This is a genomic window from Marinobacter sp. SS13-12, assembly GCF_030227115.1.
In the GTDB taxonomy this organism is placed as follows: domain Bacteria; phylum Pseudomonadota; class Gammaproteobacteria; order Pseudomonadales; family Oleiphilaceae; genus Marinobacter.
On the sequence record NZ_JASSUA010000006.1, the window covers coordinates 42,360 to 67,520 of the forward strand.

The window sequence follows — 25,161 nt, forward strand, 5'->3', positions numbered from 1 at the left end:
ACTCAGCGAGGACGGGTCTCGGCCAGGCGCAGACGATGACTCAGTTTGTCCAGCAGGCTGTTAACGAACTTGTGGCCTTCGGTGCCACCAAACTTTTTGGCCATCTCGATCCCTTCATTGATCACTACCTTGTAGGGAACGTCCAGCCGGTATTTCAGTTCATAAGTGCCAAGCCGCACGATGGCCAGCTCAATGGCATCCACTTCATGAATCGGTCGGTCCAGAAAGGGCTCAAGCAAACGGTCCAGCTCTGCCTGCTCCCGGTGAACGCCCCGAAGGAGATCGCGGAAATAGGCGGTGTCTACCTTCGACATATCATTGTCGACGATAAACTCTGACTCGATGTCTGTAATCGAGCTCTTGCTGAAGTGGCGCTGATACAGGCCCTGCATGGCCAGGGCCCGGGCCCTTCGCCTGTCGCCAGCCTTGGGCTGACCCGACGGGGCCGGTTGCACGGTACTGTCTTCCGGTGTGGTCATCATTCACCCAGCTTCTTGAAGAGGCTGACCATTTCCAGGGCCGTTATCGCCGCTTCGGCGCCTTTGTTACCAGCCTTGGTACCAGCACGCTCAATGGCCTGCTCTATGGAATCAACAGTCAGCACGCCAAAAGTCACCGGTACGTCGGTCTCAAGGCTTACAGCGCCCAAACCGCTGGAGGCTTCGCCGGCAACGTATTCGAAATGGGGCGTGCCGCCGCGAATAACGGCACCGAGTGCGATAATGGCATCATGGTTGCCAGTCTCGGCCACGCGCTTGACGGCCAGTGGCATTTCATAGGCACCCGGCACTCGCACGATGGTTATGTCAGCGTCCGAAATGCCGTGTCGACGCAGAGTATCTACGGCACCGTGCACCAGGCTTTCCACCACAAATCCGTTAAAACGACCAACGACCAGCGCGTATTTACCGCTGCAGTGGGTAAAGTCACCTTCAATTACTTTGATATCGGCCATGCATGGCTCCTTCAGTGGCAACCCCGCCCTTTCGGTGCGGCGCTGCCGGGGTTCATCATTCAGGGGTATAGGGCACGTATTCCACCACTTCCAGCTCAAACCCGGAAATCGCGGAAAATTTGATCGGCGGGCTCAGCAGCCGCATTTTGCCAACGCCGAGATCCCGCAGGATCTGTGAACCGGTGCCGACGGTAAAATAGACACCAGAACTGCCCTTGCCCGCAGACTTCTTGTCCTGCTCGAAAAATTCGTGGATGCGGTCTTCAAGATTGTAGCTGTCTTCCGCGCTGTTGAGCAGAACCACCACGCCACGACCTTCACTGGCAACCTTTTCCAGGGCATGGTGGAGCGGCCAGCTGCGGGAATCCACACGGCGGGCACCGAGCAGGTCTCGCAGGGTATCGGTGATGTGCACACGAACCAGCACCGGATCATCCGCGGATATCTCCCCCATCACCATGGCCAGATGGGTGGAGCCCTGGATGTTGTCGCGATAGGTGCGAAGATTGAATACGCCGTATTCGGTGTCCAGATCGTACTGTTCCACGCACTCGATTGTGCGTTCGTTCAACGTGCGATAGTGGATCAGGTCTGCAATGGTGCCTATCTTCAGGTCGTGGGTCTCGGCGAATTTCTCGAGATCCTCACGCCGGGCCATGGAACCATCGTCATTCATGATTTCACAGATCACACCGGCAGGCTCACACCCGGCCAGGGCCGCCAGGTCACAGGAGGCCTCGGTATGGCCAGCACGGCTGAGAACACCACCCGGGTCGGACATCAGCGGGAAAATATGCCCCGGCTGGACCAGATCCGACGCTTTGGCATTGCGGGCGACCGCTGCCTGAACAGTGCGGGCACGGTCGGCGGCGGATATGCCGGTGGTTACACCTTCGGTTGCCTCAATAGACAGCGTGAACTTGGTGCCAAAGCCGGAGGCATTCTGCTGCACCATTAATGGCAGGCCAAGCTGCTCGCACCGTTGGCGGGTCATAGGCATACAGATCAGGCCACGGCCGAACCGTGCCATGAAGTTGATAGCCTCTGGCGTGCAGTGTTCAGCAGCCATCACCAGGTCGCCTTCGTTTTCCCGGTCTTCATCGTCCATCAGGATGACCATTTTGCCCTGACGAATGTCTGCAATAATGTCTTCAATGCTGTTCAGTGCCATACCGTTTTTGCACCCTTTTGGTCTGACCGCCCTGTAATCGGCACCGGCCCACCATGAATTTAATATCCGTCAGGCTGGTGCCAGGATCAGTCGTTGATCCTCACCCAGTTGACGGCGATCGAGCACTTTCCATTGTACCTTGTCTGCCATGGATTCCAGTGGCAGATTGGCCGTTGGCCGGCCGGTACTGCCCAGGAACACCGGTGCCTGATAGAGCCAGAGCTCATCCACCAGGCGCTCATTGATAAAGGTTCCGGCCAGTGTCGGGCCGGCTTCCACCAGGAGTTCGTTGATGCCCAGCTCACCCAGCGAGTCCAGGAGTTCGCGGACATCAATTCCGTTGTCTTTCCAGGCGACGCCAGTAAGCCCGACTCCCAGCGCAGCAAGATCCTGAGCCTGCGCGGTTGCCAATGCCGGAGAAGCGCAATAGACCTGGACGTTACCCCCCTGGAGTATGGTGGCACCGGGAGGCGTGCGTGCATCCCGATCCGCTATTACGCGTAAGGGCTGGCGTGAGGGTTCCGTGGCATCTCCAATATCACCCAACTCGCCCCGGCGCACCGTCAGAGAGGGGTTATCGGCCAACACGGTTCCAACACCAGTCAGGATGGCGTCACTGATGGCTCTGAGCCGCTGTACGTCACGGCGAGCCTCTGCGCCGGTAATCCACTGGCTCTCCCCTGATGCCATGGCGGTTCTGCCATCCAGACTGGCGGCCATTTTAAGCCGAACGTAAGGCCGGCCCACGTTCATCCGCTTCATGAACCCGGGGTTGAGCCGCACTGCTTCTTCAGCCAGTAACCCCTCTGTCACCCGAACGCCTGCTTCCCGGAGCATATCCAGGCCACGACCTGAAACCGACGGGTTAGGGTCCTTGGTGGCGGCAAACACATGAGCAATGCCGGCTTCAACCAGGGCCTTGGCACAAGGCGGGGTGCGCCCGAAATGACTGCAAGGCTCCAGTGTGACATAGGCCGTTGCGCCGCGCGCATCCGGCCCGGCCTGACTCAGTGCGCGAATCTCGGCATGGGCCTCACCGGCCCGCTCGTGCCAGCCCTCTCCAAGAATCCTGCTGCCACTGGCAATGACGCAACCCACACGTGGATTGGGATGGGTGGAATAGCGGCCACGCCAGGCGAGCTGCACCGCCCTGGCCATGAATGCCGTGTCCTGGGCGTCGATCATGCCTTTCCTTTGGAGGAATGGTTATCTGCCAGAACCTTGGCCACATCCACAGGGTCGTCGCCCGAGGTCGCAGAAAGCCGCTCAATCTCTTCCTTGAACTCGTTAACATCCTGAAAACTTCGATAAACCGAGGCAAACCGAACGTAGGCGACCTTGTCCAGCTGTCGCAGTTCCGTCATCACTTCTTCACCGAGCTGCATGGATTTCACTTCCCGCTCGCCGGTGGCCCGCAAGCGGAACCTGATGCGATTGAGTGCCGCCTCGATCTCCTCAATGCTGACGGGGCGTTTTTCCAGGGCTTTCATCAGCCCTGCCCTGAGCTTTTCCTCATCAAACGGCTGGCGGGTGCCATCCTGTTTAACGACACGGGGCATCACCAGTTCGGCTGACTCAAACGTGGTGAAACGCTCACGACAGGACAGACACTCCCTGCGGCGACGCACCTGATCACCCTCGGCCACCAGCCGGGAGTCGATTACCTTGGTATCCGCTTCACCACAGAAAGGACAATGCATAAACTGAAGCTCCTGCAATCCGTCAGACGCTGCGCTGCAGGGCGCCTGACGGTGCGTTCGGGCTGATTAGCCGGCGTAGACCGGGAAACGATCACACAGGCCTGCGACCTGCTCACGAACCCGGTCATTGACCGCTTCGTCTTCCAGGTTATCCAGAATGTCACACATCCAGCCCGCCAGATCGCGACACTCGGACTCACCAAAGCCGCGGGTGGTGACCGCAGGGGTACCGATGCGCAGGCCAGAGGTCACGAACGGTGAGCGCGGGTCATTCGGAACCGCATTCTTGTTTACAGTGATGTGGGCGCGGCCAAGGGCGGCATCCGCGTCCTTTCCGGTAATATCCTGCTTGATCAGGCTGACCAGGAACAGGTGGTTCTCGGTACCTCCGGAAATCACGTCAAAGCCGCGGGAAACGAACACTTCCGCCATCGCCTTGGCATTCTTGATGACCTGCTTCTGGTAAGCCTTGAACTCATCGCTCATGGCTTCCTTGAAGCAGACTGCCTTGGCGGCGATAACATGCATCAGCGGGCCGCCCTGGCCACCGGGGAACACTGCAGAGTTCAGTTTCTTCTGCAGGTCGGCGTCGTCACAGGCCAGGATCAGGCCGCCACGGGGGCCACGCAGGGTCTTGTGGGTGGTGGTCGCAACCACGTGTGCGTGAGGTATCGGGTCCGGATAGACACCGGCCGCGACCAGGCCTGCCACATGCGCCATGTCCACAAACAGCCAGGCGCCGATCTTGTCGGCAATCTCACGGAAGCGGGCAAAGTCCAACTCCTGGGAGTAGGCCGAGAAACCCGCAATGATCATCTTCGGCTTGTGCTCAAGGGCAAGGCTTTCCACTTCATCGTAATCGATCAGGCCGGTTTCCGGATTCAGGCCATACTGCACGGCATTATAGATCTTGCCGGAGAAATTCACGCTGGCACCATGGGTCAGGTGACCGCCATGGGCCAGACTCATGCCAAGAACCGTATCGCCGGGCTTCAGAAGTGCCATGAATACGGCGGAGTTGGCCTGGGAACCGGAGTGGGGCTGCACATTGGCATAGGCCGCACCGAAAAGCTCTTTAGCACGACTGATGGCCAGGTCTTCGGCGATGTCGACAAATTCGCAGCCACCGTAATAACGCTTGCCGGGGTAGCCTTCGGCGTACTTGTTGGTCAGCACGCTACCCTGGGCTTCCATCACCCGCGGGCTGGTATAGTTTTCAGACGCGATCAGCTCGATGTGAGCTTCCTGACGCTTTTCTTCCGCCTGCATGGCGTTCCAGAGCTCGTCGTCAAATCCGGCGATTTTCATATCACGATTAAACATTGATGCGCTGCCCCTGTGTGCGTAGCTACCCGAAAAAATGGGCCGCTATTCTATCGTAGAAACGGGTGAAAAATCACCCTTTATACTGTCCGCAGATACCGACACGCGGCCAAAGACAGTTTTGCTCAATTGCTATCCCTGATCGGTTTCGATACCTTACTCGGTCAATATTCATTGGTTGCGGCTACTGTGGAGTATCGGCCATCGGGTAGGGCGATCCGGGATACGCTGTAAATACATCCCTGTACGCTCGACAAAATCATCCCTGATTTTGACGATCCCGAATCGCCCTACCCGATGGCCTCAGCCAGACACCTTCAGTATTTCCGAAACACACTTCGCAAGAAGGATTCTGACGACATGGCCCAGTACGTATATACCATGAACCGCGTGGGCAAGGTGGTTCCGCCCAAGCGTGAAATTCTCAAGGACATCTCCCTGAGCTTCTTCCCGGGCGCCAAGATCGGCGTACTGGGCCTGAACGGCGCCGGTAAATCCACATTGCTACGTATTATGGCCGGTATAGATCAGGATTACATTGGTGAAGCCCGTCCCCAGCCAGGCATTAACGTGGGCTACCTGCCCCAGGAGCCGGAGCTGGACGATAGCAAAACCGTCAAGGAAATTGTCGAAGAGTCGGTTTCCGGCATTCACAATGCCCTGGCCGAGCTGGATCAGGTTTACGCTGACTATGCCGAACCAGATGCTGATTTTGACGCTCTTGCCAAGAAGCAGGGCGAGTTGGAGGCCTTTATCCAGGCCAGCGACGGCCACGATATCGAGCGGAAGATGGAAGTGGCCGCCGACGCCCTCCGGCTACCAGCCTGGGACGCGATGGTAAAGAATCTCTCCGGCGGTGAGCGTCGGCGTGTGGCTCTGTGCCGGCTACTGCTCTCAAGTCCCGACATGCTGCTGCTGGACGAGCCAACCAACCACCTGGATGCGGAATCCGTGGCCTGGCTGGAGCGCTTCCTCCACGATTACACCGGCACCGTGGTTGCTATTACCCACGATCGTTACTTCCTCGATAACGTGGCCGGCTGGATCCTCGAGCTGGACCGTGGCCAGGGCATTCCTTTTGAGGGTAACTACAGTCAGTGGCTGGAAAACAAGGAAAAACGCCTCGAGATTGAAGCCAAACAGGAAGATTCCCGTCAAAAGACCATCAAACAGGAGCTGGAGTGGGTGCGCAGCAATGCCAAGGGCCGCCAGTCCAAGAGCAAGGCCCGCCTGGCCCGCTTCGAGGAAATGAGCTCCCAGGAGTTCCAGAAGCGCAACGAAACCAACGAGCTGTACATTCCACCCGGCCCCCGCCTCGGGAGTAAGGTGATCGAAGTGGACGGCATCAGCAAGTCCTTCGGCGACCACCTGCTGTACGAGAACGTTTCGTTCAGTGTGCCTCCTGGCGCGATCGTAGGCATTATCGGCGGTAACGGTGCGGGTAAATCCACCCTGTTCCGGATGATCGCCGGGCACGACAAGCCGGATTCCGGCACCATTACCGTGGGCGAAACCGTAAAACTGGCCTATGTGGACCAGATGCGGGACCTCAACGGCGACAACACCGTGTGGGAAGAGCTCAGCGACGGCAATGACATTATCAAGATTGGCAACTACGAGACCCCGTCACGGGCCTACGTGGGCCGTTTCAACTTTAAAGGCGCGGACCAGCAAAAGCGGGTGGCCGACCTGTCCGGTGGTGAGCGCAACCGGCTGCATCTGGCGAAGCTGCTCAAGGAAGGCGGTAACGTACTGCTGCTGGACGAACCCACCAACGACCTGGACGTGGAAACCCTTCGCGCCCTGGAAGAGGCTCTGCTGAACTTCCCCGGCTCCGCGCTGGTGATTTCGCACGACCGCTGGTTCCTCGACCGCGTAGCTACCCATATCCTGGCGTTTGAGGACGATGGTGAAGTGGTTTACTTTGAAGGCAACTTCAGTGAGTACGACGAGGACCACAAGAAGCGCAAGGGCGATTCTGCGATGGTGCCTCAGCGGATGAAGTATAAGAAGTTGGCTTGACGTGTGTTGTCGGATTACGGCTTCGCCTAATCCGACCTACGCGGGATACATCAAAATTCAGTGCTAATCGTAGGTTGGATTAGGCGAAGCCGTAATCCGACAACCAACCCAGAAGGTCGCAATACACCCATGGCAAAAGCCAAAACCGCCTACGTCTGCACCGAGTGCGGCGCCGACTACTCCAAATGGCAGGGCCAATGCACTGCGTGCCAGGCCTGGAACACCATCAGCGAGGTTCGTGGCGTCAGTGGCGGCAATGCCAGGGGTGCCCGCGGCGCCCGCTTTGAGGGCTTTGCAGGCAGCCTGTCGGAAGTGAAGAGCCTGGACGACGTCAGCCTTGCCGAGCAGCCTCGCATCAGCTCCGGCATGCAGGAATTTGATCGGGTGCTTGGCGGCGGCCTCGTGGAAGGTTCTGCCGTCCTCATGGGCGGCCACCCTGGCGCCGGCAAGAGTACCCTGCTACTGCAGGCGGTTTGCCACCTGGCATCCAGTGTTCCCGCACTCTACGTCACTGGCGAGGAATCCCTGCAACAGGTGGCCATGCGGGCCAAGCGCCTCGGGCTGCCCACCAAAGACCTGAAGATGCTGTCGGAAACCAGTGTTGAGCGGGTCATGCAGGTAGCGGAAATTGAAAAACCCCGCATCCTGGTGGTGGACAGTATCCAGGTGATGCACGTGGCTGAAACGGAATCCGCGCCTGGCAGTGTCTCCCAGGTCCGCGAAAGCGCCGCCTACCTGACCCGCTTTGCCAAGCAGACCGGCACCATCCTGTTCCTGGTAGGCCACGTCACCAAGGACGGCAGCCTGGCGGGGCCGAAGGTGCTGGAGCATATGATTGACTGTTCCATCCTGCTGGAAGGCTCCAGTGACAGTCGTTACCGCACTCTGCGGGGCATCAAGAACCGCTTTGGCGCGGTCAATGAGCTGGGCGTGTTTGCAATGCTGGAGCAGGGTCTGAAGGAAGTGAAAAACCCCAGTGCGATCTTCCTGAACCGGGGCGAGGAAGCGGCCCCTGGCAGTGTGGTGATGGTTGTCTGGGAGGGCACGCGGCCGATGTTGGTGGAGATCCAGGCGTTGGTGGATATGGCCCAGGGAGGCTACCCGCGGCGCGTGGCGGTGGGACTGGATCAGAACCGGCTGGCGATGCTTCTGGCTGTGCTGCATCGCCACGGGGGCATGCATGTGTCTGATCAGGATGTGTTTGTGAATGTGGTCGGTGGCGTGAAGGTCAATGAAACCAGTGCGGACCTGGCGTTACTTGCGGCCATCGTGTCGTCCTTCCGCGACCGCGCCCTGCCCCAGGATCTGGTGATCTTCGGCGAGGTCGGCCTCTCCGGCGAAATCCGCCCGGTACCCAGTGGCCAGGAGCGCATCTACGAAGCCGCCAAGCACGGCTTTACTCGCGCCCTGGTGCCAAAGTCCAACGCGCCTCGCAAGGCTATTGAGGGCATGAAGGTTATTCCCGTGACCAAGCTTAGTGATGCCCTGACGGCTTTGGAGGAGCTTTAAAGCTTGGTTTGTAGCCTGCCTGCTTTGTGCTGGACGGGATTGAAAGGGCCTTTCCAAAAAACGCTTCAAGCACATCCATGTGCGCTTGGGCTCCGCCATCCCTGGCTCCGCACATTTTTGGAAAGGCCCTTCCAATCCCGCCTGCAAACTTCACAGTTATCTCACGAACTTTCTGACCGTAGGTCGGATTAGGCCACCAGGCCGTAATCCGACAACCAGCTCAAAAACCACCCCAAAACCCTCACTCAATCAAATGCGCAAACTCCCTCTCCAGCAACGCCTGATCCCCCAGATTCAACTCCACCAGCCTCTTAAGATGAGTCGCGCTCTCAAGATCAATATACTGACACTTGAACCCCAGCCTATGCTCTTCAACATGCCGTAACTCCACCGCCATCACGATCGCGGTTTCATGATCGTCCAGGTGGATAATCACCTCGCACGGCTGTTTCAGCGGAACGTTCCAACCCTCAGGCCGTTTTACCAGAACGCCCTTCAGTGAAATATCCAACACTTCGGTTGGCCACACTTCATCCTGGCAATGCAGCTCACAATCGGCATCGAAGGAGATTCTGTGGAAACGACGTTTTTCGGGGGTTTTGGCTGGCAAGGGTTACTCCTGTTTACCGGTCTTGTCTGATATGACTATAGACCGCACAGGGACATCTATCTACCGTTAGCAACCAGCCGCTACACCCAAATACCAGTCTTAATTATGATACGAAGGACTAAGCTCAGTCACAGCGCGAATAAACGCCCCGGCATGCTCCGGATCTACATCCGGGGTGATCCCATGGCCAAGGTTGAAAATGTGACCCGGACCGGAACCATAACGGGACAGGATATCCGCCACTTCCTGGCGAATCCGCTCTGGCGGCGCGTACAGCATGGCCGGGTCCATATTGCCCTGCAAGGCAACCTTATCGCCAATACGGGCACGTGCGTTGCCAATGTCTGTTGTCCAGTCCAGCCCTACGGCGTCTGCACCGGAATCCGCAATGGACTCCAGCCACTGGCCGCCATTCTTGGTGAACAGGATCACCGGAACGTGGCGGCCGTCGTTCTCGCGAATCAGGCCAGCGACGATTTTTTTCATGTAATCGAGGGAAAATTCCTGATAGGCCCAGCTGCTCAGCACACCGCCCCAGGTATCAAATATCTGAACCGCCTGGGCGCCGGCACGGATCTGGCCGTTGAGATAATCAATGACCGAGTCCGCCAGATGATCCAGCAGCTGGTGCATGACCTCAGGCTGGCCGTACATCAGTTTCTTGGCTTCGCGGAAGTCCTTGGAGGAGCTGCCCTCAATCATGTAGGTGGCCAGGGTCCAGGGGCTGCCGGAGAAGCCGATCAGCGGAACGCTGCCATTGAGCGCGCCACGGATCGTGGACACCGCATTCATCACATAGTCCAGATCCACTTCCGCATTGATCTTCGGCAGCGCAGCCACATCCGCAGCGGACCGGATGGTATTGCGGAATTTCGGGCCTTCCCCGGTCTCGAAATACAGGCCAAGCCCCAGGGCATCCGGGATGGTAAGGATGTCTGAAAACAGAATCGCCGCATCCAGCGGGAAGCGCTCCAGTGGTTGCAGCGTGACCTCGCAGGCCAGCGGTGTGTTCTTGCAGAGACTGAGAAAATCACCGGCCTTGGCGCGGGTAGCACGGTATTCCGGCAGATATCGGCCGGCCTGACGCATCATCCACACCGGTGTGCGATCAACGGGCTGACGCATCAGCGCGCGCAGGAAACGGTCATTTTTCAGCTCGGTCATAACATTCCCAGTCTGCTGTCGGTAAAAGGTTTGGAGGGCAATGATACCCGGTTTGTGGCAATAAAAAAGGGTGGTTTGCCATCAGCAAGCCACCCTTTCTGATCCGGGTCAAAACCGGAGGCGATCAGATATCCAGGTAATCCATGATGCCTTCCGCCGCCTGACGGCCCTCCCAGATAGCGGTTACGACCAGATCCGAGCCGCGGACCATGTCTCCGCCGGCAAAAATCTTTGAATTGCTGGTCTGGAAAGCGAATTCCGTCTCCTCCGGCGCGCTGACCCGACCGGAGTCATCGGTATCCACCTTTTGTTCATCAAACCAATCAGCAGGACTCGGGCGGAAGCCGAAGGCCACCAGCACGGCATCTGCGGGAATAACTTCCTCACTGCCGGCAACAACTTCCGGACGGCGGCGACCGTTCTCGTCGGGCTCGCCAAGACGGGTCTGAACCACTTTCACACCCTCGACCCGATCTTCGCCAATAATGGCGATAGGTTGACGGTTGAACATGAATTTGACGCCTTCCTCCTTGGCGTTCGACACTTCGCGGCGGGACCCGGGCATGTTCTGCTCGTCCCGGCGGTAAGCACAGGTAACGCTCGCCGCTTGCTGGCGAATCGACGTGCGGTTGCAGTCCATGGCGGTATCACCACCGCCGAGCACCACCACACGCTTGCCTTTCATGTCGATGAAATCGTCGGCGTCTTGTTCGAATCCGAGGCGGCGGTTGACGTTGGATACCAGGAACGGCAAGGCATCATGAACGCCTGGCAGATCCTCACCCGGAAAACCACCTTTCATGTAGGTGTAGGTTCCCATGCCCATAAACACGGCATCGTATTCCTCCAGAATGTCCGCCATCGCCACATCCTTGCCCACTTCCGTGGACAGGCGGAATTCCACACCCATTTCCTCGAATATCTTACGGCGACGGCTCATCACCGACTTTTCCAGCTTGAATTCAGGGATACCAAAGGTCAGCAGGCCGCCGATTTCCGGGTATATGTCGAAAACCACCGGCTTGACGCCGTTGCGGACAAGCACATCGGCACAGCCGAGCCCGGCCGGGCCGGCACCAATTACCGCAACCTTCTTGTCTGTCCACTTCACGGCAGACATGTCAGGCTTCCAGCCTAAAGCGAAAGCGGTGTCAGTAATGTATTTTTCCACAGACCCGATCGTTACTGCGCCATAGCCATCATTCAGGGTACAGGCGCCCTCACACAGTCGATCCTGGGGGCATACACGCCCGCAGACTTCCGGCAATGAGTTGGTCTGATGACACAACTCCACGGCCTTCATGATATTGCCTTCGGACACCAGCTTCAGCCAGTTGGGAATATAGTTGTGGACCGGGCACTTCCACTCGCAATACGGGTTTCCGCATTCCAGGCAGCGATGCGACTGCGACGCAGCATGATCCTGGGTGAATGGGTGATAGATCTCACCAAACTCTTTCTTGCGCTTCTTTGCCGGTACCTTTTTAGGGTCAACACGCCCTACCTCGACAAACTGGAAGTCGTTACTCAGTCGTTCTTTCATTATGAAGCTCTCATCAGACTCAATTTCGACACAGGCGTTACCACACAGGTAACGCCCCAACCCTGTTCCATCTGCCGTTACTCGGGGCGCGCCCGGGTGCTGGCCAGCAGGCTACGAAGGTTTGCAGCCTTGGGTTTGACCAGCCAGAAGCGGCCAATATAGTCGTCGAAATTGTCAAGAATATGCTCTGCCCATTCACTGGCGGTTTCGGAAATATGCTCCCGGACAACGCCACGCAGGTGGTTCCGGTAGGATTCCATATCTTCGCTGGAGATCCTCTGGATTTCCACCAGTTCGTGGTTGTACTTGTCCACAAACGTATTGTTCAGGTCCAGCACGTAGGCAAAACCACCGGTCATACCAGCACCGAAGTTGTGGCCGGTGCTACCCAGGACGGTTATCAGGCCGCCGGTCATGTACTCACAGCAGTGATCACCGGTGCCTTCCACAACCGCATGGGCACCGGAGTTGCGCACACCGAAGCGCTCACCGGCAGTACCGGCTGCAAACAGCTTTCCGCCCGTGGCACCATACAGGCAGGTGTTGCCTACAATCGAGGTTTCCTGGGACTTGAAGGCACTGCCGGATGGTGGCCGGACCACCAGCTTTCCGCCGGTCATGCCTTTGCCTACATAATCGTTGGCATCTCCTTCGAGAAGCAGATTGAGACCACCGACGTTCCAGACCCCGAAGCTCTGGCCAGCGGTGCCGGTCAGTTCGAGAGTGACGGGGGCAGAGACCATGCCCTGGTTTCCGTGCGCCTGGGCAATTTCACCCGAAAGGCGGGCACCTATGGAGCGGTCGCAGTTGGTGACCCTGTAAGACCAGGTGCCACCGGCTTTGGCGGCTATCGCATCGGCTGTATCTTTCACCATTTGCTCAGCCAGCTTACCCTCGTCAAACGGATGGTTACGCTCCACCTGACAGGTGTTGGGCTTGTCCGCCGGAATATGGTCGTTGGATAGCAGGCGCGTCAGATCCAGCTTCTTCTGGCGCGGGGTATCTCCCGGAAGGCGCTCAAGCAGGTCAACACGGCCCACCAGTTCCTCCAGGCTGCGCACACCCAGCTTCGCCAACCATTCACGGGTTTCTTCCGCCACAAAGCGGAAGAAATTCATCGCCATTTCCACGGTGCCCTTGAAGTGCTCCTCCCGCAGGTGCTCGTTCTGGGTGGCAACACCGGTGGCACAGTTGTTCAGGTGACAGATCCGCAGATATTTGCAGCCCAGAGCCACCATCGGCGTGGTACCGAAGCCAAAGCTTTCGGCGCCCAGAATGGCGCCCTTGACCACATCCAGACCGGTTTTGATGCCACCATCGGTTTGCAGGCGGATCTTGCCTCGCAGGTCGTTGGCCCGCAGCGCCTGCTGGGTTTCGCTCAGGCCCAGTTCCCAGGGGGAACCGGCGTAACGGATGGAGGTCAGCGGGCTGGCCGCGGTGCCACCGTCATACCCGGAAACGGTAATCAGGTCGGCATAGGCTTTGGCCACACCGGCGGCGATGGTGCCGACTCCGGGCTCGGAAACCAGTTTCACGGACACCAGGGCGTTCGGGTTGACCTGTTTAAGATCGAAAATCAGCTGCGCAAGGTCCTCGATGGAGTAGATATCGTGGTGCGGTGGCGGCGAAATCAGCGTCACACCGGGCACCGAATAGCGCAGCCGGGCGATCAGGTCGTTGACCTTGCCACCTGGAAGCTGACCGCCCTCACCGGGCTTGGCACCCTGGGCCACCTTGATCTGCATGACATCCGCGCTACGCAGGTATTCTGCCGTCACACCGAAGCGACCGGACGCCACCTGCTTGATCTTGGAGCGCTTCTCGGTGCCATAGCGGGCCGGATCTTCCCCTCCCTCGCCAGAGTTTGAACGACCACCCAGAGTATTCATAGCTACCGCAAGGGCTTCATGGGCCTCCGGAGACAGCGCACCCAGGGACATGGCCGCAGAATCAAAGCGCGGGAAGATATTTTCCACTGGCTCCACTTCCGACAGGTCGATCGCCTTGATGTCCTTCCGGAAGCCCAGCAGATCCCGCAGCGTGGAGACGGGTCGCTCGTTGACCAGCCCGGCGTATTCCATATAGTTCCCGTAATCCCCGCTGGTGACGGCCTCCTGCAGCTTGGCAATCACATCCGGATTAAAGGCGTGGTATTCCTGGCCGTGGACATACTTCAACAGGCCACCCTGGGAAATCGGTTTGCGATGCTTCCAGGCAACGGCCGCCAGTTGCTCCTGATCCTGCTGGAAATCAAAGAATCCGGCACCCTGGATACGGCTGGGAACGCCTTTGAAACACAGATCCACGACATCATCTGCCAGACCGATCGCCTCAAACAATTGGGCTCCGCGGTAGGAGGTAATGGTAGATATACCCATCTTCGACAGGATCTTCAGCAGGCCCTTGTTGATGCCCTTGCGATAATTGTTCTTCGCATCAATGGGGTCCATCATCAATTCGCCGGTACGAATCAGGTCGTTGAGTACCTGATAGGCCAGATACGGGTACACAGCGGTGGCACCAAAACCGAACAGCACGGCAAAGTGGTGTGGATCGCGGGCCCAGCCAGTTTCTACCAGGATGTTGGAGTCACAACGCAAGCCTTTCTTGACCAGGTGGTGATGCACTGCACCGGTTGCCATCATGGCATTAACCGGCAGCTCTCCTTCTTTCAGGTCCTTGTCGGTCAGGATCAGGATCACCTTGCCGTTGCGGACCGCCTGCTCGGCTTCATCGCATACTTTCCGGACAGCCTGCTCAAGACCCATTTCCGGGCTGTAGCTCATGCTGATGCGGGCAACCTCAAAACCGGACCGATCATTATTGGCGATCTTCAGGAACTTGGCCGGCGACAGCACAGGTGTTGTCAGGATAATACGGTTAGCGTGCTCTGCGGTTTCCTCAAATACGTTGCGCTCTGCGCCAATGCAGGTCTCCAGAGACATCACAATGGATTCCCGCAGCGGATCGATAGCCGGATTGGTAACCTGAGCAAACTTCTGCCGGAAGTAGTCCGCCACATGCCGGACACGGCTCGAGAGCACGGCCATGGGGGTGTCATCACCCATAGAGCCCACCGCCTCCTGGCCATTCTCAGCCAGCGGGCGCAGCACCTGATCGCGCTCCTCGTAGGACACCATGAACATCTTCTGGTGTATGTGAAGGTCGTCTGACTGCATCAGCTTGAAATCAGGGGTGTCCTGGTTCAGCGTGGTTTCGACCCGAAGGGAGTTTTCCCTCAACCAGCGCTTGTACGGCTGAGCCGACTTCAGGCGGCTATCCACGTCCTTGGTATGCAGAAGCTCACCGGATTCGGTATCGATGGCCAGCATCTGGCCGGGCCCCACACGGCCCTTTGCGACCACATCTTCGGGCTTGTACCCGTAGGTGCCGATCTCGGATGCCAGGGTGATGAAATCGTCCTTCGTGATTACCCAGCGAGCCGGGCGCAGGCCATTGCGGTCAAGCATACAGACAGCATAGCGGCCATCTGAAAGCACCAGGCCAGCCGGGCCATCCCAGGGTTCCATGTGCATGGAGTTGTATTCGTAGAATGCGCGCAGCTCGGAATCCATGGTGTCCACGTTCTGCCAGGCCGGCGGAATCATCATCCGCACGGCGCGGAACAGGTCAACACCACCAGCCAGCAGCACTTCCAGCATGTTGTCCATACTGGAAGAGTCGGAACCGGTCAGATTTACCAGTGGCTGCAGGGTTTGCAGGTCCGGCAGCTGCGGTGCGCTGAATTTGGCAGCGCGGGCAATGGCCCAGTTACGGTTACCGTCAACAGTGTTGATCTCACCATTGTGGGCAAGATAACGGAACGGCTGCGCCAGGGGCCAGCGCGGCATGGTATTGGTGGAGAAGCGCTGATGGAAGACGCAGATGGCGGTCTGCAGGTCCGGATCACCCAGGTCCTTGTAGAAGTTCGCCAGGTCCGCCGGCATCATCAGGCCCTTATAGGCCAGGGTGCGATGGGACAGGCTGCAGATATAGAACTCGGAGTCGTCGACCATATCCCGCTCGGCGTGGCGGCGGCCCACAAACAGCGCAATGGCAAATTCCTGCTCTGTCTGATTGGCAGGCTCCACGAACACCTGCTCGATCCAGGGCATGCAGTCCAGCGCCATGGGGCCGAGACAGCTGTCGTCAGTAGGCACCTTACGCCAGCCCATGATGTCCAGACCCTGCTCTGTCAGGCGCTTCTCAACAGCTGCACGTCCTGCCGCCGCCTTGCCCTCGTCCGGGCTAAGGAACACCTGACCCACAGCGAACTGCCCTTCAGGCTCCTTGCCAAACTCTGCCTTCGCAGCCTTGCGCAAAAAAGCATCGGGGCTCTGGATCAGGAGGCCACAACCATCGCCGGTCTTTCCGTCTGCTGCGATACCACCGCGGTGGGTCATGCAGGTCAGCGACTCGATGGCAGTTTGCAACAACTTGTGGCTTGCCTCGCCCTTCATGTGGGCGATCAGGCCGAAGCCACAGTTGTCCCTGAATTCATCGGGATGATACAAACCTGTCATCATAAGCGTTCTCTCGCGTAGAAATGCTTTTCAATCAAAGGGTTATCACTGAATGCACGATAATATAGCCCTTTGACACTGAAAATGGGGGCTGGCTATTTTACACGCGTAGAAATACGTACTCAAACCAAAGAGCTTTTATTTTAGGGCGCGAAACGGCCGGTTGCGAGTGTTACCACCGACAACCCGGGCACCACGGAGCCAATTCAGGTATTTGTTTTTGTTACAATTAAAGTGAAATCGAGAGACTCAATACGATCAGAAATTCCGCATGCGCCTGATCCAGGGAGTCTGGTCGCGAAGAGCCTGGGGTAGGCCCTCCACTGCCTCCCGGGCCTCTTCACGGGATGCAAAATCTCCATAAAAGCCGACAAACCAGTCCTGCCCCTGTCTTTCGGTATGGGTATAAAGAATACCGGAAAGGGAGCTGTACTGATCAATCAGGCCAAGAACGGTTTGCTCGCGATTGCCGGCAATCAGCTGCAGCGTCCAGCCCTGACGGGCTCTCACGTCACCAAGAGGCATGAAGTGAGATGGCCTCGCCGGTGAAAATTCTGGCTCTGGCTCTGGCTCTGGCTCTGGCTCTGGCTCTGGCTCTGGCTCTGGCTCTGGCTCTGGCTCTGGCTCTGGCTCTGGCTCTGGCTCTGGAACAGGCTGCACGGGAGGGTCTTGCTCACTCAAGTCGGATGAAGCCTTTAAAGACTCCACGACGGGCTCCACAGATTCCTGCTCGGGATTCTCGGGGCCAATGGTAATACTTCTGCGCACGGTTTCCGGCTCGGTCACCACCTGCTCCCGGGCCACAGAGTCATCATACTGTTGCGAAACCAGCCACCAGGAACCCGCCAGAAGCACCAGCGCCAGTGCTGGCCAGCGCAGGTTGAAAGGCACGGAGAATGACCGCCGGCGTTTATTCCCACTTCCGGATGACGTCATATCCAGCCACACCGCCGGCGTTACGCGCTTCAGCCGGGAAAAGCTTCCCTGGCTCAGGCTGTGGATTTGCGAGAGCCTGGCCGGTGTTAATAATGCCTTTGCATCACCACCTGCGCGATGGACTCTGGGCTCCAAATACGAGGAAATCTCCTCCCTGGTGAGGGGACGAAGATGAATCTGGTGCACACCATCACCATCTCCCGAGAGCCGTAAAGCGTCAATCAGCTGACCGCTGCCACTGAATACCGGCACGGCGGCGGCAGCGCGGTCAGCACCCAGGAAAGCCGCCAACAACAGTCTGACAACCTCTGCAGGCGCGCGATCCGCATCATCAATCAACAGAACCATGCGCTGCCCTTTCCGTGCCCTGCTCTCGGACCAGCGAAAGAATCCGTATACCGAATCCCGAGCGCCCTCACCCGGCTTCAGCCCTTTGTGTGCCACACCAAGCAAAGCACGGGCAAGCGCCTGGGTGCTGGTCAATGCGGCTGCGGGAAGACGATGGAAATCGAGGCGGGAGGACTCACTCCGGACCAATTCCGCCAATAACCGGCTTTTACCCGCACCCGGGTCGCCCGTCAGCAGAAGTGCAAGGTCGCCAAATCCACACAGATGGCGGAGTGTTTCCAGGGCATGATGGCGGGATGCGTCGGGAAAGAAAGGAGTTTCCATATCCAGGGGGTTCGCCCTCAAACCGTACCTTTCTTGCAACCGCGGGAAAAGGCCACCTCCATCAAGACTGTTAAGTCCCTGGTCTGTCACTGTCATTCCTTGTAGTGCCTCTATCAAAGCCGCTGATCAGTCATGATTCAGGCGGTTACACCATCAGCCGTCACGCAGAAAGCCCGGAGCGTCGCATCCAGCTCCAGTGCATCCACCTCATCCGTCACCACCGCATCACCCAGCGCCCGCAGTAGAACCAGTCGCAGCGAACCATCGACATTTTTCTTATCGACAGCCATGAGGCGATGGAAGTCATCCGGTGTCATACCGGCTGGCGCCAGATCCGGAAGTTGCGCCCGCTCAATAAGACGTATTGCCCTGGCACGGTCTTGCTCACTGATCATGCCCTGGCGAAGGGAGAGATCCGCTGCCATCATCATGCCGGTCCCCACTGCCTCACCATGCAGCCAGTTGCCGTATCCGGCAAATGTCTCAATGGCATGACCAAAGGTATGCCCGAGATTCAGGATTGCCCGCAACCCGCCTTCTCTCTCATCAAGGGCCACGACGTCCGCCTTGCAGGCACAGGACCGATAGATGGCCTCAACCAGCGCGACCGTATCGAGATCAACGAGGGCCGCGATTTCCTGCTCAAGCCATCCGAGAAAATCGGCATCCCGAATCAACCCATACTTGATCACCTCTGCCAGCCCAGCCGAGACCTCCCGGGGCGGAAGTGTTCTGAGACTGTCAGTATCAATCAGCACCACCTCAGGCTGATGAAAGGCGCCGATCATGTTCTTGCCGAGCGGGTGATTGATGCCTGTTTTCCCACCAACAGATGAATCCACCTGTGAAAGCAGCGTGGTAGGGACCTGGATAAACGGCACACCTCGCTGGTACGACGCTGCAGCAAACCCGGTCATATCTCCCACTACGCCACCGCCAAGTGCAACCAGAGTGGTCTTTCGTGAATGACGCATTTCCAGCAAACGATCAAATATCTGATTCAGGGTTTGCCAGTCCTTGAATTTTTCACCATCCGGCAATACCACCGTGTCCACCTGTTTCCCGGGGAAACAGGCGAGCGCAGATTCAAGATACAGGGGGGCAACCGTTTCATTGGTTACGATCATGACCTGGCTTCCCTGAACAAACGGGGTCAGGTCATAGTTACCCAGCAGATCCTGCCCGATTATGATCGGATATGCTCTCTCTCCCAGATCTACTGTCAACTCCCGGACTGAATCACGCATGATTTCTGCCTTCCTTGCGTATCTGTCTTTTGTGCCTCGGCGTACGAGGATTGAGGCGATTCACCAATTGCCGTACCACCAGCCTCGGACTTTTCCGATCCGTATACATGACAACATCGGCGAGTTCCGTATATATCGGATCCCGGATAGTGAACAGGCTTCTCAGAACAGCTTCGGGGTCATCGTTCTGCAGCAGAGGACGGTTTCTGTCCCGCCGCGTTCTTTCAACCTGCTGTTCTATCGAGGTTTTCAGGTAAACGACAACCGCGTCACGCTTCAAATGAGCATGGTTTTCCTCGCGCATTACGGCTCCGCCGCCGGTCGCCAGTACCGTTTGTGAATACCCCGACAACTCCGCCAGCATCGCGGTTTCACGCTGGCGAAAACCGTCCTCACCTTCTACGTCAAAAATCCAGGGAATATTCGCCCCGCAGCGTTCCTCAATGATGCGATCGGAATCCAGAAAACGATAGCCCAGCTCTTTGGCCAGCATGCGACCAATCGTGCTTTTGCCAGCCCCCATCGGGCCTACAAGGACTACTCGTTTTGGCAAGGACATAACTTCCGCTCATCTATATTCCGGCGGGTGAGAATAGCACAGGGTAACGCTTTCCATAAGATTCGAAAAACGGACAGGCAAAAAAAACCGCCGTACGTGGACGGCGGTTTTTCTCAGGTGCGACCGAATTATTGAATCAGGTCACTCTTGATGATCTTCGGTGTGATGAAGATCAGCAGTTCGCTCCGCTCATCGATATGCTCGGTACGCTTGAACAGGCGACCCAGGTAGGGAATATCACCCAGGAACGGTGTTTTCGTGGTAGTGGTGGCTACCTCTGACTGGAAGATACCGCCCAGAACCACTGTCTCGCCGTTGCCTACGAGAACCTGAGTAGTCACTTCGTTGGTGTTTATTGATGGAATACCGCCTGTCACCTCACCCCGAGAATCCTGATTGACCACCAGGTCCATGATAATCTTGTCATCCGGCGTTATCTGCGGAGTTACTTCAAGGGACAGTGCTGCTTCCTTGAAAGATACCGAGGTCGCACCGCTGGAAGAGGCTTCCTGATAGGGGATTTCTTCACCGGACTTGATCTTGGCTGTCTGGCGGTCAGCGGTTACCACGCGCGGCTGGGAAACCACTTCGGCCTGGCCGTCACTTTCCAGCGCAGAGAGTTCCAGATCCACAAGGAAGTCGTCACTGCCCCAGCCAAGGGCAAAGGAGGATGCCCCTTGGCCACTCACACCAAGGTCCACAGCCAGCGCACCCGGGAAGGTAATTGTGTTGCTTCCACCATTGGCAGCATCACGTGCCTCACCAACCGCACCCTGGGAGCCACCCACGGAAATCACACTACCGTCCCCTCTGACATCATAGGCGGCGCCGCCCCAGCGAACACCCAGATTTTCAGCGACATTCGTCTGAGCCCGCACAATTCGCGCTTCAATTGAAACCTGACGAACCGGCACATCCCAAGTCGAAACAAGACGGCGGATTTCGTCCAGCTTTTCCGAAGTTTCGCGAACGCTGATGGTGTTAGTACGTGCATCCGAGGAAACAAAGCCACGGGAGGAGATCAACTCCTCGTCCGCTTCAATGAGGGAAACAACGTCTGCGGCCTTGGCGTAGTTGACCTGAATGATGTCCAGACGAACCGGCGCCAGCTCAGCGATCTGTTTGGTCGTTTCAAGCTCCAGTTTTTCACGGGCCGCAATCTCGTCAGCGGGCGCCACCAGAAGCACATTGCCGATCTGGCGCTTGTCCAGGCCCTTGGTTTTCAGAATCAGATCCAGCGCCTGGTCCCAGGGCACATTCTGCAGACGCAGGGTAATGCTGCCACTGACCGTATCACTGGCCACAAGATTCAGGCCGGTAAAATCAGCAATCAGCTGCAGCACCGAACGCACCTCGATATCCTGGAAGTTCAAAGAGAGCTTATCGCCGGTATACGGGAATTTCTCTTCACGGCGGGATTCGGCCTCTTCTTCCGTCAGCTTTTCCACGCTGACCGTAAACCGGGAACCGGACTGGTAAGCGATATAGTCGTAGTTACCCTCGGGGCGAATTTCTACAACTGCGTTGCCATCTTCAGTGAAGGTGTCGATACGGGTGACCGGCGTTGCGAAATCGGTTACATCAAGCCGGCGGCGAAGATTGTCAGGCACATTGGTGCCATCCATCGTCAAACGGATTCGACCGCCCAGCTCGGAAAGGTCAACCGGCGTACTGGCGCTGCCCAGATCAACAATCACCTGGCCTTCGCCGTCCTTGCCTCTGCGAAAATCCACGCCCGCAAGCCCGTTGCCGGACGAAGAGGACGACACACCCGATTCCCCGGACGATGGCGAAGAAACCGCTGCAGTGGAGCCAATTCCACCACCTTCACTACCGATAGTCACAACCAGGCTGTTCTGGTTACGGACCGTTTGATAAGGCACCAGTTCCGCAAGGTTGAAAATCAGGCGTGTGCGATCCTTGGTTTCGACCACCGTCATGCTCTGGGCATTGCCAGAGCCAAGTGAAATATTGCGACTGGCAAGCCCACTGCTGGTGTCCCGAAGATCCACTGCTATCCTTGCCGGTCGCTCGATGGTGTAACCGCTCGGTTCCGGCGGCTGGCCGTCAAATCTCAGCGTCACCTCAATCCGGTCTCCGGACAGCGACGAAAACGACACGTCTTCCAGCGTGACCGCATTGGCCAGGCCGGACAACAACCCAAAAGCAATCACGCTGACGTATACATTGAGTTTTCTGAACATCGCTAGCCTCGACCCCAAACCTTTTTGTTCATGCATGTTTTTTTCAATAGTCATATTGCCGCTCCCTTAGCCTTCATTTTCATCCAGCGACAGCGAGCGTGGACGCTCGACCCATCCGCCCCGGCCGTTGGGAACGATCTCGATCAGTTCAACCCGGGTTTCATTAACACCGATAATCCGTCCATAGTTCTGCCCCATGTAGTTGCCAGTACGCACCCTGTGGATACCACCTTCGTTATCCCTGATCAGTGCAAACAGACTTCCGGAGGTATCACTCAGGGTTCCCACCATGCTGAGCGCCTTCAGATCGAAGTTTTCGAGAACTTCTCTAGGCCGATCCAGATCCGGCTCAATATCGCTCTCCGGCTCCTGATCAACCATGGTGAGCTGAACATCAATCGGCGGCTCAAAGGGTGCCCTCCGATCCGCGGCCGAATAACTGAAGGCCTCGTACGCCTTGAACTCAGGCAAAGGCTCCACGTGTCCACGGGGCTTGGCCCGGGTATCGGCCATAAACTTGTCCAGATCGGAAAAGCCATTACCCTGGGAACACGCCGTCAGGAACGATACCAGACAAATACCCAACCAGGCCTTTGCCGCATGCTGTCTCGCCATGCTCATTCTCCAGCCCGGTAGCGGTAGGTACGTGCAAGAACCTGCATATTCAGCTGCTCTCCGTCACCGCCAGTTGGTGCTATGGTTAGATCGTGCAACGTCACAATACGAGGCAGGCTCGCCACACTGCTGACGAAACTTGCCAGCTCGTGATAGGTGCCTGTTACCCGGATATTGATCGGAAGCTCTGCGTAGAAATCCCGCTGCTGCTCTCCCTGCAGTTTGACCTCTTGCAGGTCAAGGCCGCTACCCAATGCCGTATTGGTGATGTCTTCAAGCAGACCCGGCACCTCGGTTTCACTGGGAAGCTGTCTCACCAGTGCGCCGAACGTTTCTTCCATTTCTTCCATCTGGGCCTTGAAGACTTCGAGGTTCGCGACCTGATAGGCTTTGTCCTCGTAGGTTTTACGAAGCTCCTGCTCGGTGTTTTCGACCCGCTCGAGCTGGGCATACTGATCCTTGATGAAGAACCAGTAGCCACCACCGAGAATCAGGCCGAAAATAATCAGCGCAACGATTGCCTTGATGGGTGCCGGCCAGATGCCAGCGTTATTGACATCCAGATCGTTAATATCAAATTCATTGAGGCTTTTAAGTGAGTCCGCGAGGCTCATTACTTGTCCTCCCCTTCGGGCTCTGGTGTTTGTTGTTGAACCGACAGGTTGAACTGGCTGTACCCGGCACGGGCGCTATCGGCAGCGGCGACATTCGAAAGGTTCGGGTCGTTGAACCAGTCGGACCCTTCAAAACGCCTCATCAGAGCCGATATGCGGCTGTTGGACTCCGACATACCGACAATGTCCACACGTTCGCCGGTTTTCTTCAGGCTGGTGTAGTACAGACCATCCGGTAATGTACGAACCAGCTCATCGAATACCCGCACAATGACCGGCCGCTTGCCCTGGAGATCCTGGATCACCTGCATTCGCGAAAGCAGCTCGTCACGCTTGCGCTTGAGATCCTCGATTTCCTTGATCTGTTTGTCGAGCTGTTTGGTCGCGGTTTCGATGTAGGCGTTCCTGGACTCCTGGTAGGCGATACGGTTATCCATATCCGTCTTCCACAGGAACACCAGGCCACCGGCAATAATGGCCGCGCCCAGAATCATGACCACGAACTGTTTCTGTTTTTCTGCCCGGAGTTCTTCGCGCCAGGGTCTGAGGTTAATCTTTGCCATCAGTCAAAGCTCCTCATTGCCAGCCCGCAGGCAATCATGAGTGACGGCGCATCATTGCTCAGCGAGGATGCGTTCACTCGGGAACCAACCGCCATGTCTGCAAACGGATTTGCGACCAGCGTTGGCGTGCCTGTTTTTTCCTCAACCATCTCTGTCAGCCCCTGGATCGATGCCGTACCGCCTGCCAGGACCACGTAGTCAACCGCATTGTACTGACTTGCGCCAAAGAAGAACTGGAGTGCCCGGGCAACCTGCTGAACGACTGCTTCACGGAACGGTGTCAGCACCTCGGAGTCATAGTCGTCCGGCAGGCCGCCCTGCTTCTTTGCAAGGCCCGCCTCTTCCAGAGACAGCCCGTAACGACGCTGGATTTCTTCGGTAAGCTGCTTGCCGCCGAAGATCTGTTCGCGGGTGTATACGGTTTTGCCTTCAGCCAGCACACTGAGCGTCGTCATGGTTGCACCCACATCCACGATCGCAACCACAAGCTCTTCACCCTGGGAATCAAGCTGGGGCTCGATAAGTGAATAGGCGCGCTCAAGGGCGTAGGCCTCAACATCCACTATCTTGGTGGTCAACGAGGCAATCTCGAGCGCGTCCTCGCGGATATCGACGTTTTCCTTCCTGCATGCGGCAAGAAGCACATCAACCTGATCGGGATTGGTTTCCGACGGCCCCTGTACCTCGAAGTCGATAGCCACTTCATCCAGTGGATACGGAATGTACTGGTCAGCTTCGAGTGTGATCTGGTCTTCCATCTCGAACTCGTTAAGACCGCCGTCCATCTGGATCAGCTTGGTAATAACGGCGGAACCGGAGACAGCCACAGCTACCTGCTTGACGCTTGTGCGGGATTTGGACGCGACGCGCTTGAGCACTTCGCCCACCGCCTCGACATCCGTGATGTTTTTTTCTACGACAGCGTTTGCCGGCAAAGGCTCAACTGCGTAGCTCTCGACCTTGTAGCGGTCACCCTGCTTTGATAATTCCAGTAACTTGACCGAGCTGGAACTTACATCCACGCCGAGTACTGCACTGGATTTTTTTCCGAACAATCCGAACACGCGCTCACCCTATACCTGGTTACATGCACCGGGTTATGAAAACTCCCGACGGAGCTCTTTCATATGTGTTTTTTATTTAAGAGAATTTCTTCAGTTTTCCGTCTACAATGCCCGTTCTTCTTTAAATTGGGAAACATTGCACCCGGGAAGTGGCTCGCCCTTCCTAA

The 25,161-nt window shown here is 57.2% G+C and carries 20 protein-coding genes; 2 read left to right on the forward strand and 18 right to left on the reverse strand.

The features are described from left to right. Positions 1-2: 2 nt before the first annotated feature. The 6 genes from nusB to glyA all read right to left on the reverse strand — a co-directional run bounded on the left by nusB (position 3) and on the right by glyA (position 5,149). A complete protein-coding gene (gene nusB, locus QPL94_RS20560; protein WP_137438087.1) occupies positions 3-479 on the reverse strand; it encodes a transcription antitermination factor NusB in 477 nt (158 codons plus the stop codon). Further along, a complete protein-coding gene (gene ribH, locus QPL94_RS20565; RefSeq protein ID WP_285359757.1) occupies positions 479-955 on the reverse strand; it encodes a 6,7-dimethyl-8-ribityllumazine synthase in 477 nt (158 codons plus the stop codon). The genes nusB and ribH overlap by 1 nt, the downstream gene beginning before the upstream one ends. Positions 956-1,010: 55 nt before the next feature. Continuing rightward, positions 1,011-2,126, reverse strand: coding sequence for a bifunctional 3,4-dihydroxy-2-butanone-4-phosphate synthase/GTP cyclohydrolase II (gene ribBA, locus QPL94_RS20570; RefSeq protein ID WP_137437971.1), 1,116 nt, complete (start codon positions 2,124-2,126; stop codon positions 1,011-1,013). A gap of 69 nt (positions 2,127-2,195) precedes the next feature. Then, complete coding sequence (gene ribD, locus QPL94_RS20575; protein ID WP_285359758.1) at positions 2,196-3,311, reverse strand: bifunctional diaminohydroxyphosphoribosylaminopyrimidine deaminase/5-amino-6-(5-phosphoribosylamino)uracil reductase RibD; 1,116 nt, start codon at positions 3,309-3,311, stop codon at positions 2,196-2,198. Then, positions 3,308-3,826 carry a transcriptional regulator NrdR gene (gene nrdR, locus QPL94_RS20580; protein WP_137437973.1) on the reverse strand — a complete coding sequence of 173 codons (519 nt, stop codon included), beginning with the start codon at positions 3,824-3,826 and terminating at the stop codon, positions 3,308-3,310. Before nrdR ends, ribD begins: the two co-directional genes overlap by 4 nt. 66 nt (positions 3,827-3,892) lie before the next feature. Beyond that, entirely contained in the window at positions 3,893-5,149 is a 1,257-nt protein-coding gene (gene glyA, locus QPL94_RS20585; protein ID WP_285359759.1) for a serine hydroxymethyltransferase, read from the reverse strand. 360 nt (positions 5,150-5,509) lie between these two features. On the opposite strand from glyA, the gene ettA reads away from it, so the two are divergent. Then, positions 5,510-7,171: an energy-dependent translational throttle protein EttA gene (gene ettA, locus QPL94_RS20590; RefSeq protein ID WP_285359760.1), complete on the forward strand. Its 1,662-nt coding sequence runs from the start codon at positions 5,510-5,512 to the stop codon at positions 7,169-7,171. Between the two features lie 129 nt (positions 7,172-7,300). Further along, entirely contained in the window at positions 7,301-8,680 is a 1,380-nt protein-coding gene (gene radA, locus QPL94_RS20595) for a DNA repair protein RadA (RefSeq protein ID WP_285359761.1), read from the forward strand. 241 nt (positions 8,681-8,921) lie between these two features. Here radA and QPL94_RS20600 read toward each other — a convergent pair whose 3' ends face one another. The 12 genes from QPL94_RS20600 to QPL94_RS20655 form a co-directional block, all read right to left on the reverse strand. Next, a complete protein-coding gene (locus QPL94_RS20600; protein ID WP_285359762.1) occupies positions 8,922-9,290 on the reverse strand; it encodes a PilZ domain-containing protein in 369 nt (122 codons plus the stop codon). A gap of 99 nt (positions 9,291-9,389) precedes the next feature. Further along, positions 9,390-10,454 (reverse strand): uroporphyrinogen decarboxylase, encoded by a 1,065-nt coding sequence (gene hemE, locus QPL94_RS20605; protein WP_285359763.1) that lies wholly within the window; start codon positions 10,452-10,454, stop codon positions 9,390-9,392. Positions 10,455-10,578: 124 nt separating this feature from the next. Then, a complete protein-coding gene (locus QPL94_RS20610; protein ID WP_285359764.1) occupies positions 10,579-11,997 on the reverse strand; it encodes a glutamate synthase small subunit GltD family protein in 1,419 nt (472 codons plus the stop codon). A 77-nt stretch (positions 11,998-12,074) separates the two neighbouring features. Further along, positions 12,075-16,523, reverse strand: coding sequence for a glutamate synthase large subunit (gltB, locus tag QPL94_RS20615; RefSeq protein ID WP_285359765.1), 4,449 nt, complete (start codon positions 16,521-16,523; stop codon positions 12,075-12,077). Between the two features lie 255 nt (positions 16,524-16,778). Continuing rightward, the gene (locus QPL94_RS20620) at positions 16,779-18,128 is read right to left on the reverse strand and encodes an AAA family ATPase (protein ID WP_285359766.1); all 1,350 of its coding nucleotides are present in this window, start codon (positions 18,126-18,128) and stop codon (positions 16,779-16,781) included. Between the two features lie 137 nt (positions 18,129-18,265). Continuing rightward, complete coding sequence (gene aroB / locus QPL94_RS20625) at positions 18,266-19,375, reverse strand: 3-dehydroquinate synthase (RefSeq protein ID WP_285359767.1); 1,110 nt, start codon at positions 19,373-19,375, stop codon at positions 18,266-18,268. Next, complete coding sequence (gene aroK, locus QPL94_RS20630) at positions 19,368-19,934, reverse strand: shikimate kinase AroK (RefSeq protein ID WP_285359769.1); 567 nt, start codon at positions 19,932-19,934, stop codon at positions 19,368-19,370. The genes aroB and aroK overlap by 8 nt, the downstream gene beginning before the upstream one ends. A gap of 128 nt (positions 19,935-20,062) precedes the next feature. Then, entirely contained in the window at positions 20,063-22,138 is a 2,076-nt protein-coding gene (locus QPL94_RS20635) for a type IV pilus secretin PilQ (protein WP_285359857.1), read from the reverse strand. A gap of 66 nt (positions 22,139-22,204) precedes the next feature. Then, positions 22,205-22,753, reverse strand: coding sequence for a pilus assembly protein PilP (locus tag QPL94_RS20640; RefSeq protein ID WP_285359771.1), 549 nt, complete (start codon positions 22,751-22,753; stop codon positions 22,205-22,207). Positions 22,754-22,755: 2 nt separating this feature from the next. Next, positions 22,756-23,367, reverse strand: a complete 612-nt coding sequence (locus QPL94_RS20645; RefSeq protein WP_285359772.1) for a type IV pilus inner membrane component PilO — start codon at positions 23,365-23,367, stop codon at positions 22,756-22,758. Further along, the gene (locus QPL94_RS20650; protein WP_285359773.1) at positions 23,367-23,930 is read right to left on the reverse strand and encodes a PilN domain-containing protein; all 564 of its coding nucleotides are present in this window, start codon (positions 23,928-23,930) and stop codon (positions 23,367-23,369) included. The genes QPL94_RS20645 and QPL94_RS20650 overlap by 1 nt, the downstream gene beginning before the upstream one ends. Continuing rightward, positions 23,930-24,994 carry a pilus assembly protein PilM gene (locus QPL94_RS20655; protein ID WP_285359774.1) on the reverse strand — a complete coding sequence of 355 codons (1,065 nt, stop codon included), beginning with the start codon at positions 24,992-24,994 and terminating at the stop codon, positions 23,930-23,932. The genes QPL94_RS20650 and QPL94_RS20655 overlap by 1 nt, the downstream gene beginning before the upstream one ends. Positions 24,995-25,161 lie beyond the last annotated feature (167 nt).